Origin of the sequence: Fluctibacter halophilus (assembly GCF_020687825.1) — a bacterium.
Lineage (GTDB): Bacteria > Pseudomonadota > Gammaproteobacteria > Enterobacterales > Alteromonadaceae > Fluctibacter > Fluctibacter halophilus.
This window is the reverse complement of sequence record NZ_JAJEWP010000001.1, coordinates 1549188-1566976: the sequence shown is the minus strand read 5'-3', so window position 1 is coordinate 1566976 and position 17789 is coordinate 1549188. Positions and strand designations below refer to the sequence as shown.

The following is a 17789-nucleotide window of genomic DNA, read 5'->3' as shown; positions in this document are numbered from 1 at the left end:
AAACTCCTCCATTTCAACCCATTCGAACAAGGAATCACAGTGAGCCAGTGGCAAGTAGACAGTTGGCGTAGTAAGCCAATCCTGCAACAACCTCAATATGACGATCCGGCCCGCCTGGCCGACGTTGAAGCAACCCTCAAGAGTTATCCTCCGTTGGTTTTTGCCGAGGAAACCCGAGAGCTGTTTCGTCAACTGGGCGATGTTGCGGAAGGTAACGGTTTTTTGCTGCAAGGGGGAGACTGCGCGGAGTCGTTTAGCGAGTTTAACGCGCCGAAAATTCGCGACACCTTTAAGGTGTTGTTGCAAATGGCCATCGTACTGACCTTTGCAGGCCGTTGCCCGGTCACCAAGGTCGCTCGCATGGCAGGCCAGTATGCCAAGCCTCGCTCTTCAGACCTTGAAACCATTAACGGGGTTACATTGCCAAGTTATCGCGGCGACATCATCAACAGTTTTGAATTCACCGAAGCGGCGCGCCGCCCGGATCCGAATCGCCTGCTGGATGCCTATCACCGCAGCGCGGCTACGCTGAACCTGTTGCGTGCGTTCGCACAGGGGGGCCTGGCGGATCTCCATCAGGTGAATCGCTGGAACATGGCATTTGTGGAGAACAATCCTCTCAAGGATCGTTACCAGGACATGGCCCGTCGCCTGCAGGATACGTTGTCATTCATGGACGTGATCGGCATCAATGCCAAGAATACCCCGACCTTGCATGAAACCAGCCTGTTTACCAGCCATGAAGCGCTTTTGCTCAATTATGAGCAGGCGTTGACCCGGATTGATACCCTGACCGGTAAACCGTATAACTGTTCGGCGCACATGGTCTGGATTGGTGAGCGTACCCGTCAGTTGGATCATGCCCACGTTGAATTCTTCCGCGGCATCCACAACCCGATTGGTGTCAAGGTGGGGCCAAGCATGCAGGACGACGACTTGATCCGTCTGATTGATGCCCTCAACCCGAATAACGAAGCAGGGCGACTGACCCTGATCACGCGCATGGGCGCCGATAACCTGGAAGACAATCTGCCACGTCTGTTGCGCCGGGTGAAAGCCGAAGGCCGCAAGGTGGTGTGGAGTTCCGACCCCATGCACGGCAACACCAAAAAGGCGTCAAGTGGGTATAAAACCCGTAACTTTGACGACATCTTGCGCGAAATACAGCAGTTCTTCGCTGCCCACCGAGCCGAAGGAACCCACCCTGGTGGTATTCATTTGGAGATGACTGGTCAGCATGTGACCGAATGTACCGGTGGCGCATATCAAATCAGCGATGACGATTTGGCCGAGGCTTACCGCACCCAGTGCGATCCCCGTCTGAATGCGGATCAGGTATTGGAAATGGCCTTTTTGGTCGCCGATCACCTGCGCGCAGACTGATTCAGCGGTTGGGAACGAAAACAAAAAAAGCGCGGTCATGTACCGCGCTTTTTTATGTTCTTACTAATTTTGGAGAGGGCAAATAGCCTTCTCTGGGCTCAGGTGCCGAGGGCTTCCCGATGTTATCGCGCAGCGTGCTTGCGGTTGCGCAGGAACAAGCCAGCTACCGCCAAAAACAACATTGCGGCTGTGCCGGGTTCAGAAACCCGCGTAGGGTCGGTAAATACCGGACCGCCCATGGATTGGCTGCTCAGTTGAACGGCAGCGCCGCCAGAACCGTATGGTGACAGCACGGTTGAACCTGAAACCACATAGCTGCCTGCAGTCAGCATGATTTCCGCTGAACTCCAACGGCTATCAGCGAAAGCGCCATCAAAGTTATTGCTGATTTGGTCGCCTTGCGAGGTAGGTGCAGAAGTAACACCGATATAAGCACCGTTAACGAAGAACTCAAACTGATCACCTGACAGGTAAGCGTCAGTGACAGAGAACCAAGCGGTATCGGTCAGGGTGAATTCGAATGTCTGGCTCCATGCAGAACCAACGTCATCAAACGAAAAACTTTGCCATCCACTGTCGAGGGTGATGATAGAAGCGTGTGCTGGCAGTGTGCCAAAAGCCAGTACGCCCGCAGCTAATAAGCCTTTTACATTTTTAAACAGATTCATAACGACTACTCTCTTCTCAATTTTTCACTAATCCATTAATTAACCCGTTGACTACCCGGACGACGGCGTTAAACATAATTTAATAAGCAATTGCTGGGCCATTTTTAAGATATTGATATATATGGAAAAAATATTAGAAGTCTAAAAACCTGTAAATTTTTCCGACGAAACTTTTTGCAGGGAAGGACGTTGTAAGCGTTTCGTTTGATACGTTGGTTTAGCTACCTCTCTACCTGTAATGTGAAAGGGAATAAAGAGCGAGTAGTGGACGTTGATTAGTTCAACTTTGACAGATCGGTTTTCAAACAAAGAGCAGACATTCAATCACGCCGTTTTAGACGTTGCTGATATTCTACTCACTTTCCACAGAATCTCGACGGCAACGCGAGAGTAGCAACGCATGCTAACCCATTGCTACTATTGGGATAATTAATAGATAGCTGTGGACGTCGAAGTGGTGGTGAAACGGGCATACCGCGAAATGGCAGAAATACGCTGTTAGGGGATATAAAGTGCGTTCTTTACTGATTTTTATACTACTAACCTCAGCTAGCTTTTCTGTTTTTGCTCAAGAGCAAGCAGTCATCGTTCACTTTTATAACTATGGGTCAAAAGACCTCACACGTCTTTTTGCTCTCGAAGATAAATTGGAAAAGGCAATAACAAAATCAGGTGTAGGTGAGTATGACGGCAATGAAATTGCAGTAGATGGCAGTGATGGCTTTCTATACATGTATGGGCCCGATGCAGATCGCCTATTTTTGGTTGTAAAGCCAATTTTAGAAGAGACACCATTCACAAAGGGCGCAGATGTAACTAAACGCTATGGTCCCCCGGAAAGCTCTACTAAGGAGGCTCATGTTATCATTGCCCACTAACAATTTGCTTAAGTCGCTCGTTTCGCTCACTGGAATGCTCCGGCTCCCTTAGAAACGCGTTATCTACCACAAGGAAAGTCATGGAGATTAAACAGCTTAAGGCGTATCAGTTCTTGTCAGTCGTTACGGCTTTTGTATGCGCATTAGCCTTTCAAGATTTCTTTCAGAACGAGTTCATTTATATTACGACGATTATAGTTGGTTCTCCGGGCACTATGCTTTTGGGGCTTGCGGCAAGTGCAGTTGTTTTACGATATTTAATTAGTCTTTTTTCGCGATTCAGTGAAATTGGATTTAAAAGATTTTTGTTAGGTTTTCTTCTACTCACAATGAGCGCTTTGGCCTAGTTTATGGCGATAGCTAAGTTCGTAATTGCCCCTGCGACAACCGGAACGCTTAACTTTGAAACACAGTTACCTGCAATGATTGGCCTAGTAAACGGCATATCTGGCATTGTTTATTTTTACGTTCTTTGGCCTTTGCAAAAGATGTGTTTAACATCGCATGGTAGCTAACAAAGCGATCAAGCTCACTCGCTGCGCTCACTGGGACAACTCCTCGCATGCGGAACCTCGAATTTCGCAGGCCAGCAAATGCTCCTTATAGGGGCGTTAAAAGCCAGCTATTCAACCAAAGCGTCCATTCACTTTAGTGTTAATCACGGTCCAATATAGGCACAAGGCCGCCTAAAGGGGTACTCTGGTAGGCAGAAGAGCGAATTGCAGACATTGATTTATTCATTGGTGATGGTCTGCTTCAGGCAATTAGCGGTCGTTCAATTTCTGGTTTGTCCACTTGACGATTTCCAAACCCGACCAGCCCAAATTTTGAGAACTGATTAAAGGTGCCGATTGACAGAATCGTTGAACAACTTTGCTGACGACTGCCTAACTAGTAAGCGAGATTGTCCAAGGGGCTTGCAGTTCCGCTGAAACGGGATCCAATGACATGGGTATAAATTTCAGTCGTTCTTACATCACTGTGACCAAGTAAATCTTGTACTGTTCTAATATCTGTCCCACCGAGTAATAACTGAGTCGCAAAAGAATGCCTAAATGTGTGAGCAGTGACACGTTTGTTAATACCACTTGCAACAACTGCCGTGCGAAGATTTTTCCTGAATGCGGTTTGGTGAATATGATGCCGGCAAACATAACCGTCATGAGGATGCTCGCAACGAGTGGAAGAAGTAAACAGATATTGCCAAGCGGTATCTTTAGCCGCATTACCATATTTTCTAATCAAACTTGGTGGCAGCGATGTCAAACCAAACCCATCTTCAAGGTCACGTTTATGAACCTTCTTTGATACTTCGATTTGTTGTTTGATTGGCTCGACCAGCTTTTGGGGCAATAAGGTGTACCTGTCTTTTCCACCTTTGCCACGAAACACAAATACGGTTTTGTTAGTAAAATCGATATCTTTGATTCTGAGGCGTAGAGCCTCATTGATCCTTAAGCCAGACCCGTATAGCAACGCCGCAATCAGTCGATACTTGCCTTTCATAAATCCAATGATGGTACTGACTTCTTGGACGTCCAAAACAGTTGGCATTCTTCTGGGCTTTTTTGTGAATGAGTACTTCAACCCTGTAATTTCTCGTTTGACTACGTGCTTGTACATAAAAATGAGAGCACACAGGGCTTGGTTTTGTGTTGCCGCACTGACTTGTCTGTTCATGGCTAGATGACTGAGGAACTGCTCAATTTCTTCATTGAATAGGTCAGTAGGGTGCTTCAAGTCATGAAATCGAATAAAGCTCCTAATCCATGCCAGATAGGATTTTTCTGTCTGTAGGCTGTAACGTTTTGTCCTCAACGCTGCTCGTACTGATTCAATAAACGCAGACATAAAATTGCGCCCACTAAAAAAGTGTATATATATACAGTTATAATGAAAAACCGAAAATTTGCTAATAATATTCTCGCTTTCACGCAGCGGAATTCTCGCTTTCAACTGGTTGGATGTGAATAACTACTTGAATTGCCTCGCTATTTTTAAGGGAGTACAGATTTACAGGGACCTATATAAACCTTGATTCTCACTTTCCACAAAATCTCGATGGCAACGTGAGAGTAGCAATGCATGCTAACCCATTGCTAGTATTGGGTTAACTAATACAAAACTGTGAACATCGAAGTGTCTCTGAGACGGGCATACCGTGAATTCGCAGTAATACACTGTTATGTTTCAGTAGGAAAATTGACTACAAGGATATGAACAAAAAAATATTAACTAACCTTTTGATCATAGCTTTTGCAGTAGTAGGTTGCTTGTGGTCTTGGCATCTTTTTAGCTCAGGATACACGGACTACAGGCGTCACCCTCTTTACATTTTTGCAATCTGTGGCTTGTTGATTTTATGGTGTATTAAAGACATGTTGCTAATACTAATTAACCCATTATTAGAGAAGAAGTTTCCTCGGCTATACGTGAGGTTAAACAGTGATTTCTGGACGCTCTTACTAGGACCGGTCAAAGACGACAAATGAAACATAACAAGTTCATCAAGCAAGTTGCCGCTGAAAAGCGCGGCAAGGGACCCGCAAACTGCGCGGGCCCCTTATAAAAGTGTTATGTTTCAGGATGAATTGAAGTCTTAAGGAACGAGAATATGAAAAAGAGATTTGGTTTAGTCCTAATTGAAGCAAATGTTTTCGCTATATGGTTTGTTAGAGTAATCTGTTTACTACTAGTTATATTTAATTGCAGCAGCCTAATCGAGTTACTCGAAAACGAATCTTTTTTGCGTCGTGGAAATTTGTACACTTTGGAAAATAATCCAACAGGCTTTTATATTCGGGTTACTAAATATGCTGTATTCGCATTTTTGTCACTGTGGTTTATGACAATTGGTACAAAGGTTAAAAATGAAACATAACAATCAAATGCAGCCGACGCCTAACAGCGGCTCGGCTGATTAGGGCGTTATATAGCAAAGGAAAGCCAGTGCAAATTGAAACCCAAAGGTTAACTTTAAAACCAATTAGTAAAGATGACTGGGAACTTTTTGAGGAACTTCATCAATCAAGCGATGTACTCAAATATGTCAGCGATCCATTTACCGAATCTGAAATAAATGAACGATTTAATTCTCGCTTAGGTGAATGGAGAAAGACTTCAAATCAATGGTTAACTTTAACAATCATTGAACAAGCAACTGGGAATAAAATTGGCGTAACTGGCTTTTATCCTGAGTGGGAACCATATCAACAAGCTGAACTTGGCTTCTTGCTAAGTCCAAAATTTCAAGGCAAGGGGTATGGCAAAGAGTCAACTATAGCCGTTATTGAATATGCATTTAATCAATGTAACTTCCATAAAGTGATCGCAACTGTCACTGAAGGTAATTCCCCGTCATTTAATTTACTAAAAGCTTTGGGCTTTACTCATGAAGGTACAATTCGAGATAACTTTAAATTAGGTGGCAATTGGTGCAACGATTTAAAGTTAGGGTTACTTAATCATGAGTACAATGCTATATAACAAACGCATTAACGCATGGACTAATAAAGCTTGGCTTGGTTCGTGCCTCACCAATTATAGCCAAGCTTTATTAGCCCGTTATGCGAGGCGTTATGTTTCAGGATGAATTGAAGTCTTAAGGAACGAGAATATGAAAAAGAGATTTGGTTTAGTCCTAATTGAAGCAAATGTTTTCGCTATATGGTTTGTTAGAGTAATCTGTTTACTACTAGTTATATTTAATTGCAGCAGCCTAATCGAGTTACTCGAAAACGAATCTTTTTTGCGTCGTGGAAATTTGTACACTTTGGAAAATAATCCAACAGGCTTTTATATTCGGGTTACTAAATATGCTGTATTCGCATTTTTGTCACTGTGGTTTATGACAATTGGTACAAAGGTTAAAAATGAAACATAACAATCAAATGCAGCCGACGCCTAACAGCGGCTCGGCTGATTAGGGCGTTAACAGTCTGCTATTCACGCAAAGCCCCCATTCACTTTTGCTTTAACCACCGTCCACTACTGGCACTTAGCCAACACTCATCTCCACTGCATATTCAGAGCCTTACTGCCCGCTCTAGCGAAGTTCAGCAGATAGCCAGAACAGCAAGGTGGCAGCCGAGACAGGAGGTCGAGGCAGTAGCGAAGATGCGGGATTCATTTTTGGGTGCGGTGACACCTTGCCTGGCTAGCTGTTGAACGTCTTTCGCGATACGGGCTGCGGGGAGTCCAGAGGGCGTCGCACTGCGCCCTCTGGTCGCTGTCGGCGACCCGACATAAATGTCCACTACTGGCACTCAACCGACCTTCAATGCTTAAGCCTGACAGGGGATAGGGGGATACACCCCCCAAATAGTACCTGCTTATGCCTGTTTCATCTCAACGACCTCAGCGCTGTCGTCGCTGAGCAGGGTTTCGGCGGGGGTGCCTTTGAACAGCTTGCCGATGGCGGTTTTATTCTTCGCCATCATCACGGTCATTTCTTCCATCGACTGAGGGTCAAGTTTGATTCCCTTGGCTTCAAGGTATTGGGCCAGGTTGTCTGCAATGTCGAGCATCTTGTCGTATTGATCGGCTGCCTTTTTATCGGTGGTCACCAATTTTTCTACCCCTTTGTGTTCAACAACGTACTGGATCACGATCGCCATGCTAGCTCCTGTTTGCGTGAATGATATCGATATCTACCATACAGTAATGCTGTATGTATGCACAGTATTGTGGAATGATAAATTTGTACCGCTGAATGACGCGTTTGATCCCGTGATTTTGGGGGTTGATCGCAATGCCGTTGAGTCAGCAGTGGATTTACTGTGTAATTTCAACTGTTGAATGTTTCACCTCATTTGCCCCGTGAAGCGATGAGATCCCTGTTGATACTGTTGTGACGGACATAGACAACATTCACGTATCTTTCCTAACTTTTTTGGCGCGGTTGCTACCGCGCTTTTTTTTTACCCTCTGTCACGATGCTGTGACACCTCTATCGCTCTTCCTTGTGTCATTGTTTGGCGTTTTCTTACCTCCCGTCTATGGTTTTAAGGCAGTTTAACCAACAACAAACGGGAACAAAGCATGAAAAACATGATCAGATTGATGTTCGCTGGAGCGTTGAGTTTGCTGGCAGGCCATGCCACAGCGGTGACCTGGGGCCAGCCCGACGGAAATGAGCACCCCAATGTGGGTACCTTGCTGTTTGTTCAAAATGGGGTCGGCTTTTTCAGTTGTACCGGTACCATGATTGCTCCCCGGGTGATGTTGACCGCAGCGCACTGTGTGTCAGAAGCCGGGAACACCAATGATTTGACCTACGTACGGTTTAACAATGACGCATTGGCCGGGATTGGCGATTATCCGAGCTTGCAAGGGTGGTTTGACAATGAGTGGATGGCCACTGAAACGGTGATTGCTCATCCAAACTGGACCGACTATGGTGAATTTCCAGCCACCTATGACATCGGTGTGGTGATCCTGTCAGAACCCTATTATCCGTCTAATGGTTTCGCCAGCCTGCCACCAATGGACTTCCTGGAAAACCTGCGCGGGCGTGACCGTCAGTCTTTTGTCGCGGTGGGTTATGGCCGTCAGGGCACGTTGCCACCGACTCAAATGAATGACTATGAGCGTTATCGCGGCACTGTGCGGTTGTTGGAAGTAAACAGCTACCTGAGTGGCAGTGGTGAGGCTAGCGCCAAGTTTTCAAATAACCCGGGTATCGGTGGCGGTACCTGTTACGGTGACAGTGGCGGCCCGACTTTTTTCAAAGACAGCAACATGGTGGTGGCGGTAACGTCATTTGGCTGGGCCAAAAACGGCAACTGTGTGGGCAACGATTTTAATTATCGTACCGACACCGATGCAGCACGCAGCTTCCTTGACGATGTATTGTCACAATACGGTGACTGAACTGAGGACTAAAAAAGGCGCCAACAGGCGCCTTTTTTGTGCAATATCGTCGTTATTGGTCGAGTGGTGTGTTGAAGTCTTCTGACAATTCAAAATCACCGGTGACCTGGGTCAGCACGCCATCTTCGAAGGAGATCACCAGCTCTTTACGGAAATCCTTGCCGCGCTTACTCATCCCGCGCTTGATCTCATACACATAGTACCAGGTGTCCTGATCGAAACTGTCCTGGATCACCGGGTTACCCAGTACATAGGTCACCTGCTCTTTGTTCATGCCAATGCGCAGCTGCTTGACGTCTTTTTCATCCAGAAAATTGCCTTGGGGAATATCGATACGGTAGATCCAATCAGCGCAACCAGACAATGAAACAGACAGGACAAGGGCGAGACAAATATTTTTTAACTTCATTGTTATTTTATCAACTACGAACATTCTTCACGGATAGACAGGTAAATGCCACAAAGGTTCGATGCCGCGAGCGCATACTTCAGCCCGGCAACCGACCGCAGGCATCCTAACCTGTTGTCTGCCGGGCTTCAACCGATTTAGCCGTTGTTCAGTAACTCCCTGGCGTTGGCCAGCGCGGAGTCGGTCAATTTGTCACCGGCCAACAGCCGGGCCAGCTCTTCAACCCGTTTCGTTTCATCCAGTGTCATCATGTGGGTTTCGGTCGTCTCGCTGTCACTGAACTTGGCAACAAACATTTGTTGATGGCCACAGGCTGCCACTTGCGGTAAGTGGGTGACACACAAAACTTGTGCCTGCTCACCCAATTGCCTTAGCAGCTTGCCGACCACCGAAGCGGTCGCACCGGAAATGCCGGTATCGACTTCATCGAAGATCAGCGAAGGGACCTGTTGTTGATCGGACGTGATGACCTGAATGGCCAGGCCAATGCGTGAGAGCTCACCACCGGAGACCACTTTTTCCATCCGATCAGCAGCTTGTCCGGCGTTCGTAGTGACCATAAAGGCAACCCGGTCCATACCGTGCAGGCCCGGGGATTGATCCGGGCAGAAGTCTACCGCGACCTCGAAAGCCGCCTGCTGCATGTTCATGGTGCGAACCAGCGTTTGTACCTCGTTGGCAAAGGTTGTGGCCGCCTGACGACGGGATTCACTGAGGGTTTTGGCGGCATCCACATAGGCAAGTTTTAGTCGTTCAACATCTTGCTGACGTTGGGTCAGGGCGTCGTCATCCTGTTGCAAGCTCGCCAGTTCGGCAACCAACTGTTGATGGCATGCATACAACTGCTCCGGTGCTACCTGATGCTTGCGGGCAAATTCCATCGCCTGAGAATAACGGGCTTCAACCTGCTGCATTCGCATCGGATCGATTTCCAGGTGATCTGCGTAATGACGCAACTGTTGCGCTGCTTCATCGATGTTGATGGCGGCTTCATTCAGCAACGACACAATCGGCGATAAACTGGCGTCGTGTTCCTGCAGATCGCTGATTTTGTCCAGGCTGCTCTGCACGGCAGCCAAGGCATTAAATTCGTCGGCTTCGTATAACTGATAGGCGCTGATCTGTGCCTGTTCGAGCAGGGTTTGGCTGTGGCTCAGGCGGCGGTGCTCGGTTTCCAACTGGGCGAACTCGTCTTCTTGCAAAGCGAAGGCGTCCAGCTCCTGCACCTGATACTCCAGCAGCTGACGACGATCTGCCCGTTGTTGATGTGATGCCTGCAGGTGTTCCAGCTCCCGTTGGGCGGCTTGTAACGCCCGATAGGTATCACTGACCGCGGTGAGTTTATCCGGGTGCGCCGCGACATGGTCGACCAATTGCAACTGATGGTCACTTTTGAGCAACTGATGATGGGCGTGCTGGCCGTGCACACTAACGAGCAGGGCACCAAGCCCTTTGAGCTGTTGTAACGGCACGGGTACCCCGTTTACAAAGGCTTTGGAGCGGCCTTCGGCGGAAATGATACGGCGTATGATCACATCGTCGCCATCGTCCAGTTCATGGTTATTCACCCATTGTCTGGCATTGGGCAGGGCGGTGAGGTTGAAGGTGGCGACAACCTCTGCTTTGCTGGCGCCTTTGCGTACCATGGTCGCTTCAGCCCGCTCGCCAAGGCACAGCCCCAGAGCATCAATGGCGATAGATTTACCGGCACCGGTTTCACCGGTTATGGTGGTCAACCCGGTTTGGAGGTCAATGTCCAGGTGTTTTACGATGGCAAAATCACGAACCGACAAATGCGCTAACATACAGAATCCTGTTGATATATACAGTAACTGTAAATATATACATATTTTGTGCGCTGTAAAGAGGCGCCTGTCATTTTGTTGTTGTTTTAACGCTTCAGTCACTCATTTCAATGATACGCGATCAGAAAGTCGCACCTGATGAAACGTAGCTGCTTTTATGTATCGCATACCACTGACACAAGTACCGCCACAACTGACGCTGCAGTCCCTTAAACGTTTAACACGCCCATCAGTTTCGAGCCGCTAGCAGGGCGTTCACCTTAGCTTGTTACATTTAGAAACGTGTTAGCACGAGAAACTAACTAGTGTTCAGTTATCACTAGTGTTAAGGTGTCACTAGTGTTAACTGAATACTATTGGCAATGACGAACAAAATTCACCACATCAATGATGCTGACATGCTGGAGCAGCAAGCGAAAAAGTTTCAAAAAGAGCTCAATGCCGGAACGGTTGCGTTGATGCTACTTGCTGTTATCAGCCGTTCAAAAGCGCCCATGTACGGTTATGAAATTGCCAAGGCTTTACAGCAAGAAAAAAACGCCAAACAAGGCGCTATCTATCCCGTACTGCGAAACCTGCACGCCCGGGGGTTGCTTGAATGTGAAGTCAAACTGTCAGCCAGCGGGCCACCAAGAAAATATTTTAGCATTTCGCCTTTGGGTCAAAAGGTATTTGAGCAATGGCTCAGGACGTGGCGTGCGACCCAGGAACAAGTGAATAACATCGTAGGTTTGAGTGAAAACAATGACTAAACATCACGTACAAATTCAGGCGTATTTGTCTGAACTAAGAACGGCCTTGCAGGGTCAACCCGCGGGGCTGATACAAGACGCAATATATGATGCGGAGAGCCATTTGCTCGAGGGCCTGTCTGGCGACGCATCAGCACAGATAGATTCGCTTATTGCTGATTATGGAAAGCCCGCCGACATTGCTGCCCAATACATTCAGATGGAATCTGAGGTCCAGCGCTTTTTGCATGGTAAAGACGTTGAAAGACCAAGATTCAATGGGTTCTTTGAGCCCTTGTTCTGTGTAAAAGACTACAAAGCGTTGGGTTACTTTTTTGTCTCACTGCCACTGAGCGTTATGTATTTCGCCTGGGCAGTGCTGTTTGGTTTGCCCGCAGTCGTGTTATCTGTTGTTGTCGTCGGTTTGCCTTTGCTGAGTTTGTTCCTGCGGTCACAGTCTTACCTCGCGCTGATCGAGGGGCAATTGATCAACACCCTATTGGGAGTGCGCATGCCGAGACGGCCAAATCAGGCGAGCGGTTTGGGTAAAGTGGTCAGAAAACCTTGGGAAACTATGTTAAGCACAGTGAAATCGCCTCAAGGCTGGAAAGCCGCTTTTTACAGTGTTTTGCACTTGCCGTTGAGTGCCACATATTTTGCCTTGTCTTGTCTGCTCTTCATCGGGTCATTGGCGTTTATCGTGACGCCCGTTGTCGACCCCATAATCCATGCGTTTGCACCACATTTAGCGATCGATATCGATTGGTATTGGTTCCCCGTCACCTTCCTTGTTGGTGTCATCGGGATGACATTGTCTATGCATATTACGCGGGTGTTAGTGCTTTTGCAGTCAAGTATTGCCAGTTACTTGTTAATCAAGCGCTAGCCCTGCCAACAGCAAGGGCCTAAAGGCGGTGTCGAACATGCTGGCACCGTCAACCCACGAGTGAGCGTCAACAGGGATGCGCCTCGCCTGCATCCTGTCTTTTTAGTCATCAGAGAGGTTTTTTATATGACGTTATCAGGTCGTACATTTGTCGTGCTCGAAATTCTGGTCTTTGTTGTTTTTTCATTGGCCAGCAAAGCGTTGATAACAATGTGGACATGGAAATATGCGGGTCCGATTACGCTGATATCAACCCTTATTTTGCTGTCACTGTACATGCGCCGCAGTGGTAAATCATGGGCTCAATACGGTTTAAAACCGCTGCCGGGGATTAAGTCAAAGCTTATGGTACTACCCCAGGCAATGTTGGTGTTTTTAGCCTTTGCAATTGCGGTTGGCTCCGTCATGTTGATCGCTAAATACTTCCAGATATCTGTGTTGTTAGAGGTATCCGAGGGAGTAGAAGCGAGATTTGGAGAGGTAAGAGATAACCTGCCAAAATTGATGATGTGGTTGACCATTATTTGGGTATCCGCGGCGTTTGGCGAAGAAATGTTTTTCCGTGGTTATTTGGTGGCGCGGATCCAGGAAGCCTTACCCAATTCATGGCTGGCGACGGTAATCGCGATTGTCGTTCCGGCGCTTATTTTCGGGTACGGGCATTACGGTTACCAAGGGATACGCGGCTTCATTATGACAGGCATGATTGCAGTGGCTTTTGGACTCACCTACCTGTTGCTCAAAAAGAATCTGTGGCCCAACATTGTTGTTCATGGCGTCGTTGATTCTGTGGCCTTTATCAGCCTGTATCTCGGCACAGATTGATACACGCGAACGATTGCAAATGGGTTTGTAACAGCCTCTGCAATACCCATTGTCTCTTTAAACCCGGATAGCGGGTGTATTTGACAATCTCAGTACAGTTTCGAGCCCCAGCCCAGCTTTGTGCGTAACACGTTGAAGTAGTTGTAATCTTTCGGGTGGATCAGGGTCAGGCGGTCAAGGTTTTTGCGGATCCTGACTTCATCACCGGGCAGAACGGTCAGCACAATGTGGCTGTCACAGCTGACCTGCAGGTTGTCAGTATTTTCGGCCGAGACTTTCATCCGGATCTGGCTGTTGGCATCCACCACAATCGGGCGGCTGCTCAGGGTGTGGGGGAACATCGGCACCAATGCAAGGGCGTCCAGGTTGGGGGTCAGGATAGGGCCGCCACCCGACAAGGAGTAGGCCGTCGAACCGGTCGGCGTCGCGACTATCAGCCCATCGGAGCGTTGGCTGAACACGAAGTTTTCGTCAATGTAGACCTCAAACTCCATCATGTGCGCGACTTTGCCGTGGTGGAGGACCACTTCATTCACCGCCGAATTGGTGCTCATGACGGCGCCATCGCGCAGCACATCCACTTCCAGAATAAAGCGCTGTTCGATCATCGACTCGCCGTCGAAGATAAGGTCCAGTTGGCGGGCAAAATCGTCCGGGTTAATGTCGGTTAGAAAGCCCAGATTCCCGCGGTTAACACCGACCACGGCGACATCATGCCGGGCCAGTTCCCGTGCCGCGCCGAGCATATTGCCGTCACCGCCTACCACGATGGCCAGATCCGCCTGTTGACCGATGGCATCCAGTGTCATTGGCTGGCATTTTCCACCGTTTAGCTCACCGGCAATGCGATCTTCGACCAATACGTTGCAGCCTTTATCCTGCAGGTACGCGAAGATGGCCTGCAAACTGATATTGGCGCCCGGATGGGCAGGTTTGCCAATCAGTCCCACATGTTCATAGCGCATGGGCAAGGGGCTCCTGGCATGTGCATTGGGGTAACAAAAGGGTGCAGGTACGCACGGTCAGCAAGGGTAAGGCTGATGACATGGGTGGATTTTGTCCTTCGCTCGAGCAATCTGACGCTAGTATAAACATGGCCATTGCTGAATGTCATGAACTTCCGTGTTCATGCCTCAGGGCGCTAGCGGGCTGTCCAGCCTCCGTCGATGACCAGGGCTTGTGCGGTCATGTTGCGGGCGGCATCAGAGATCAGAAATGCTGCGGTGGCAGCCAGTTCTTCAATGTCGATAAAGGATTTTTTCGGCATCGGTTCGAGCATGATTTTATTGATCACCTCTTCTTCGCTGATGCCATTTTCGATCGCTTGCGCTTTGATTTGCTGTTCAACAAGGCGGGTTTTTACGTACGCGGGACACAGGGTGTTCACCGTCACGTTAACATCACCGGTTTCCAGTGCCAGGGTTTTGGCAAACCCAAGCAAGCCGTGCTTGGCGGCAACGTACGCGGTCTTGTAGGGCGAGGCGACCACAGAGTGCAAAGAGCCCACATTGATGATGCGCCCAAAGTTACGTGCGCGCATGCCGGGTAAGAACGCTTTGCTGAGCAGGGCGGGGCCTACCAGCATGACATCAATCAATCGCTTCCAGGTCTGGGCCGGAAAGTCTTCCAGTCGTGACACGTGTTGGATACCGGCGTTGTTGATCAACACATCGACCTGCCAGTCGCCCAGTGCGGCGGGTAGCGCTTCGATTTGTTCGGCATCGCACACATCAACCCCTTTGGCGATGGCACTGATCCCTTCTTGTTTTAATTCGTCGGCAGCCTGCTGCGCAGCGTTTTCGTCGATATCGACAATGATCAGGCGATGGCCCTGCTGGCCAAGGTAGCGGGCAATCCCCAAACCGATGCCATTGGCACCGCCGGTGACCAGAATGGTTTTGTTTTGCATGTGCATCCTTAATCCGTAGTTAAGCTGTTGACTATGTTGGCAACGGCTTGAATTTGTTGACCTTTTTGAGTGGCGTAGTGCTCATCCGTGTAGCCCCACCAGTCCCAGCAGGCCTGGGGATTGAGGGGCATGAACATAGACTTTTTGGTTTGCGGGTAAAGCACCACAAGGTTGTTGCTGTCGGCCCAACGATTGAGGCCGGTTTGGGTTGCATAGGTATCATTTACCGCTTCGGCGTTCTGGTTGCAGCCGTGAAAACTGACATGCACCTGGCAGGCCTGGCCTTTTTCACATTGGGTGGGCACATACACAAACCCTTCATCGGCCAGGCTCTCGGCACTTTCCTTGCCGCGCTGTTGTTGATCGATGGTGTACAGTTTGCCGGTGGCCGGGCCTGACGGTGGTGAGGCCTTCTCAAGCAGGAAAGACAGCATCTCGCCAGCTGCGTCGTAATCACATTGGCCGATAAAGGGCGCTGCGGATGTCGCGCAGTCGCCGCCCTTAGTCAGGGTCGGGAAGTGATGTGCAAAGGGCTTGTCATTGATGTAGACCAGATTGTCGGCGTCTACCCATTGTTGGTATTGCTGCACCAGGCGTTCGGTCACCGCACCAGCAACCCGGGTGTCCTCGGTGCCGTGTAGGATCCACACCCGGCTGTTTTTCAGGTGCGACAGTGGGGCGACCAGACCGGCGGCAACAAACCCGTCGACTTGCTGGTTGAGCGCGGTTAATGCGCTGTCCTCAGGTGCCTGGTTAACACATTCTGATAATGCCACCTTGATGTCATTCTGGCCGCAGTAATATGCCCCGGAGGCAATCAGCCCGGCGCCGGCAACCCAGTCGCTGTGGGCGATGTGGAACTGGTTGGCCATGTAGCCACCGCTTGACAGCCCTGACACCGTGAGCGCGTTGGTGTCGAGGTTAAGCGACGGCAACCCACCGTGGGCAAACGAGGCGACAGTGGCAAGGGAAATCAGAGTAAGGCTTCGACGCATGAGGTCTCTCCTAGAACCAGTTAAACAAGGCAATGGCCATTACCAGTCCCATCACCGGTACGACGACGGTCAGGGCACCCACGGCCCAATAGGCCCGTTGATGGGTTTCATGGCAGATGGCTCTGATGGTGGTTACCACGTAGCCATTGTGTGGCAACGAGTCCAGCGCACCGGACGAAATAGAAACGATGCGGTGCAGTTGTTCCGGATCGACACCCTGATCCATGTAGTGCGGACCCACCAGAGGCAGAGCAATGGCTTGTCCTCCGGAGGCGGAGCCGGTCAGGCCGGCGATCACGCTGACAGCGATGGCAGCGCCGATCAATTCATTGCCGGGAATTTGTGTCATCAGTGTCACCGCATCCTGAAACGCGGCAGTGGATTTGGCGATGGTACCGAATCCCACCACGGCGGCGGTATTACCGATCGCAACCAGAGCGCCGGTGGTACCCGCACTGATGGCACGCTGCATGTTGTGAAAATGGCGGCGGTTGATCACCATCAATGCGATGACGCCGCCGCCAAGGGCAACAATCAGGGCCAATTGTGCCAACTGCTCATGCAGCAGGAACGACAAACACAACACCACCAACAGCGGAATAATACCGGTAATGGGGTGGGGCAGGTCACGCTCGGGTATTTCCGGATCTTCCTCACGGTGGTCAAATCGTTCGCCATTGGCCAGCGCTTTATTGATCATGCGCTTCATCCACCAATAGCCAAAGGATGCCATGAAGATGGCCACCACCAGACTGACTTCCCAGGCGGCAAAAGGCGAGGTTCCCAGGTATTTGATTGGGATCCAGTTTTGGATTTCTGGTGAACCGGCGGACGTCATGGTAAAGGTCACCGAGCCAAACGCGAGGGCTGCGGGGATAAATCGGCGCGGCAGGTTGGCATCTTTGAACAGACTCAGTGCCATGGGATATACCGAAAAGGCCACCACGAACACACTGACGCCACCATAGGTCAGAATGGCACAGGCCAGAACCACTGCAACGACGGCGTGCTGTCGTCCGAGGCGTTCGATGATCCAGCGTGCTACTGCATCTGCCGCACCGGTGTCTTCCATGAATTTGCCAAACAAAGAGCCAAGCAAAAACATGAAGAACCACGCGGCAATAAAGCCCGAGAAACCTTGCATGTAGGTTTCTACGAAATTGTTGTCGCCGATAAAAACCGGCAGTCCGCTGGTCAACGCGACCAGCAGTGCGCAAAGGGGTGCAGCGATGAACAGATTCATTCCGCGAATCGTCAGAACGATCAACAGCGCCAGGCCGCCCACTAAGCCAATTAAACTGAGCATGGTGTAATCCTTGTTGTTATACACGGCGGGAATTGCTTCCCACCATTGCCTGTGACCGCAGACAAACACACCAGATTACGATAGCGCAAACTATGCATTCAGCGCGGTTTTTTGCCCATAGTA

17 protein-coding genes are annotated in these 17789 nt (G+C 49.4%); 8 read left to right on the top strand and 9 right to left on the bottom strand.

From position 1 onward, the window contains the following. Positions 1 to 39: 39 nt before the first annotated feature. Complete coding sequence (locus LJ739_RS07420; protein WP_229158705.1) at positions 40 to 1383, top strand: class II 3-deoxy-7-phosphoheptulonate synthase; 1344 nt, start codon at positions 40 to 42, stop codon at positions 1381 to 1383. A gap of 122 nt (positions 1384 to 1505) precedes the next feature. Here the strand turns inward: LJ739_RS07420 and LJ739_RS07415 are convergent, their stop codons facing one another. After that, complete coding sequence (locus LJ739_RS07415; protein ID WP_229158704.1) at positions 1506 to 2051, bottom strand: PEP-CTERM sorting domain-containing protein; 546 nt, start codon at positions 2049 to 2051, stop codon at positions 1506 to 1508. A gap of 512 nt (positions 2052 to 2563) precedes the next feature. Here LJ739_RS07415 and LJ739_RS07410 point away from each other — a divergent pair. Beyond that, positions 2564 to 2929, top strand: coding sequence for a hypothetical protein (locus LJ739_RS07410; protein WP_229158702.1), 366 nt, complete (start codon positions 2564 to 2566; stop codon positions 2927 to 2929). A gap of 80 nt (positions 2930 to 3009) precedes the next feature. Beyond that, entirely contained in the window at positions 3010 to 3276 is a 267-nt protein-coding gene (locus LJ739_RS07405) for a hypothetical protein (RefSeq protein WP_229158700.1), read from the top strand. Positions 3277 to 3820: 544 nt separating this feature from the next. Here the strand turns inward: LJ739_RS07405 and LJ739_RS07400 are convergent. Then, positions 3821 to 4780: an integron integrase gene (locus LJ739_RS07400; protein WP_229158698.1), complete on the bottom strand. Its 960-nt coding sequence runs from the start codon at positions 4778 to 4780 to the stop codon at positions 3821 to 3823. Positions 4781 to 5878: 1098 nt separating this feature from the next. Between LJ739_RS07400 and LJ739_RS07395 the strand changes: the two genes are divergently transcribed. After that, positions 5879 to 6415, top strand: a complete 537-nt coding sequence (locus tag LJ739_RS07395; protein WP_229158696.1) for a GNAT family N-acetyltransferase — start codon at positions 5879 to 5881, stop codon at positions 6413 to 6415. An 845-nt stretch (positions 6416 to 7260) separates the two neighbouring features. Here LJ739_RS07395 and LJ739_RS07390 read toward each other — a convergent pair. Further along, positions 7261 to 7545 (bottom strand): YebG family protein, encoded by a 285-nt coding sequence (locus LJ739_RS07390; protein WP_229158694.1) that lies wholly within the window; start codon positions 7543 to 7545, stop codon positions 7261 to 7263. Between the two features lie 424 nt (positions 7546 to 7969). On the opposite strand from LJ739_RS07390, the gene LJ739_RS07385 reads away from it, so the two are divergent. Beyond that, on the top strand, positions 7970 to 8800 hold the full coding sequence (locus LJ739_RS07385; RefSeq protein WP_229158686.1) for a S1 family peptidase: 831 nt from the start codon (positions 7970 to 7972) through the stop codon (positions 8798 to 8800). Positions 8801 to 8852: 52 nt separating this feature from the next. Here the strand turns inward: LJ739_RS07385 and LJ739_RS07380 are convergent, their stop codons facing one another. Together LJ739_RS07380 and recN are read right to left on the bottom strand one after the other, a co-directional pair. Beyond that, positions 8853 to 9209, bottom strand: a complete 357-nt coding sequence (locus LJ739_RS07380) for an outer membrane protein assembly factor BamE (RefSeq protein WP_229158684.1) — start codon at positions 9207 to 9209, stop codon at positions 8853 to 8855. A gap of 137 nt (positions 9210 to 9346) precedes the next feature. Continuing rightward, positions 9347 to 11014, bottom strand: coding sequence for a DNA repair protein RecN (gene recN, locus LJ739_RS07375; protein WP_229158682.1), 1668 nt, complete (start codon positions 11012 to 11014; stop codon positions 9347 to 9349). 362 nt (positions 11015 to 11376) lie between these two features. Between recN and LJ739_RS07370 the strand changes: the two genes are divergently transcribed. The 3 genes from LJ739_RS07370 (at position 11377) to LJ739_RS07360 (ending at position 13456) form a co-directional block, all read left to right on the top strand. Next, positions 11377 to 11766, top strand: coding sequence for a PadR family transcriptional regulator (locus LJ739_RS07370; RefSeq protein ID WP_229158680.1), 390 nt, complete (start codon positions 11377 to 11379; stop codon positions 11764 to 11766). Next, positions 11759 to 12631 (top strand): sensor domain-containing protein, encoded by an 873-nt coding sequence (locus LJ739_RS07365; protein WP_229158678.1) that lies wholly within the window; start codon positions 11759 to 11761, stop codon positions 12629 to 12631. The genes LJ739_RS07370 and LJ739_RS07365 overlap by 8 nt, the downstream gene beginning before the upstream one ends. Before the next feature lie 126 nt (positions 12632 to 12757). Further along, positions 12758 to 13456: a CPBP family intramembrane glutamic endopeptidase gene (locus LJ739_RS07360; protein WP_229158669.1), complete on the top strand. Its 699-nt coding sequence runs from the start codon at positions 12758 to 12760 to the stop codon at positions 13454 to 13456. 89 nt (positions 13457 to 13545) lie between these two features. Here the strand turns inward: LJ739_RS07360 and nadK are convergent, their stop codons facing one another. From nadK to LJ739_RS07340, 4 genes are all read right to left on the bottom strand, one after another. Next, on the bottom strand, positions 13546 to 14421 hold the full coding sequence (nadK, locus tag LJ739_RS07355; RefSeq protein ID WP_229158667.1) for an NAD(+) kinase: 876 nt from the start codon (positions 14419 to 14421) through the stop codon (positions 13546 to 13548). Positions 14422 to 14597: 176 nt separating this feature from the next. After that, positions 14598 to 15365 (bottom strand): 3-hydroxybutyrate dehydrogenase, encoded by a 768-nt coding sequence (locus tag LJ739_RS07350; protein WP_229158665.1) that lies wholly within the window; start codon positions 15363 to 15365, stop codon positions 14598 to 14600. Between the two features lie 8 nt (positions 15366 to 15373). After that, a complete protein-coding gene (locus LJ739_RS07345; RefSeq protein ID WP_229158663.1) occupies positions 15374 to 16360 on the bottom strand; it encodes an extracellular catalytic domain type 2 short-chain-length polyhydroxyalkanoate depolymerase in 987 nt (328 codons plus the stop codon). Positions 16361 to 16370: 10 nt separating this feature from the next. Next, complete coding sequence (locus tag LJ739_RS07340) at positions 16371 to 17666, bottom strand: GntP family permease (RefSeq protein WP_229158661.1); 1296 nt, start codon at positions 17664 to 17666, stop codon at positions 16371 to 16373. Positions 17667 to 17789 lie beyond the last annotated feature (123 nt).

Bases quoted from the DNA above. Each gene is read 5' to 3' on its own strand.
- LJ739_RS07415 (WP_229158704.1), bottom strand. From the start codon at position 2,051: ATGAATCTGTTTAAAAATGTAAAAGGCTTATTAGCTGCGGGCGTACTG.
- LJ739_RS07405 (WP_229158700.1), top strand. From the start codon at position 3,010: ATGGAGATTAAACAGCTTAAGGCGTATCAGTTCTTGTCAGTCGTTACG.
- LJ739_RS07400 (WP_229158698.1), bottom strand. From the start codon at position 4,780: ATGTCTGCGTTTATTGAATCAGTACGAGCAGCGTTGAGGACAAAACGT.
- LJ739_RS07390 (WP_229158694.1), bottom strand. From the start codon at position 7,545: ATGGCGATCGTGATCCAGTACGTTGTTGAACACAAAGGGGTAGAAAAA.
- LJ739_RS07385 (WP_229158686.1), top strand. From the start codon at position 7,970: ATGAAAAACATGATCAGATTGATGTTCGCTGGAGCGTTGAGTTTGCTG.
- LJ739_RS07380 (WP_229158684.1), bottom strand. From the start codon at position 9,209: ATGAAGTTAAAAAATATTTGTCTCGCCCTTGTCCTGTCTGTTTCATTG.
- recN (WP_229158682.1), bottom strand. From the start codon at position 11,014: ATGTTAGCGCATTTGTCGGTTCGTGATTTTGCCATCGTAAAACACCTG.
- LJ739_RS07370 (WP_229158680.1), top strand. From the start codon at position 11,377: ATGACGAACAAAATTCACCACATCAATGATGCTGACATGCTGGAGCAG.
- LJ739_RS07365 (WP_229158678.1), top strand. From the start codon at position 11,759: ATGACTAAACATCACGTACAAATTCAGGCGTATTTGTCTGAACTAAGA.
- LJ739_RS07360 (WP_229158669.1), top strand. From the start codon at position 12,758: ATGACGTTATCAGGTCGTACATTTGTCGTGCTCGAAATTCTGGTCTTT.
- nadK (WP_229158667.1), bottom strand. From the start codon at position 14,421: ATGCGCTATGAACATGTGGGACTGATTGGCAAACCTGCCCATCCGGGC.
- LJ739_RS07350 (WP_229158665.1), bottom strand. From the start codon at position 15,365: ATGCAAAACAAAACCATTCTGGTCACCGGCGGTGCCAATGGCATCGGT.
- LJ739_RS07345 (WP_229158663.1), bottom strand. From the start codon at position 16,360: ATGCGTCGAAGCCTTACTCTGATTTCCCTTGCCACTGTCGCCTCGTTT.
- LJ739_RS07340 (WP_229158661.1), bottom strand. From the start codon at position 17,666: ATGCTCAGTTTAATTGGCTTAGTGGGCGGCCTGGCGCTGTTGATCGTT.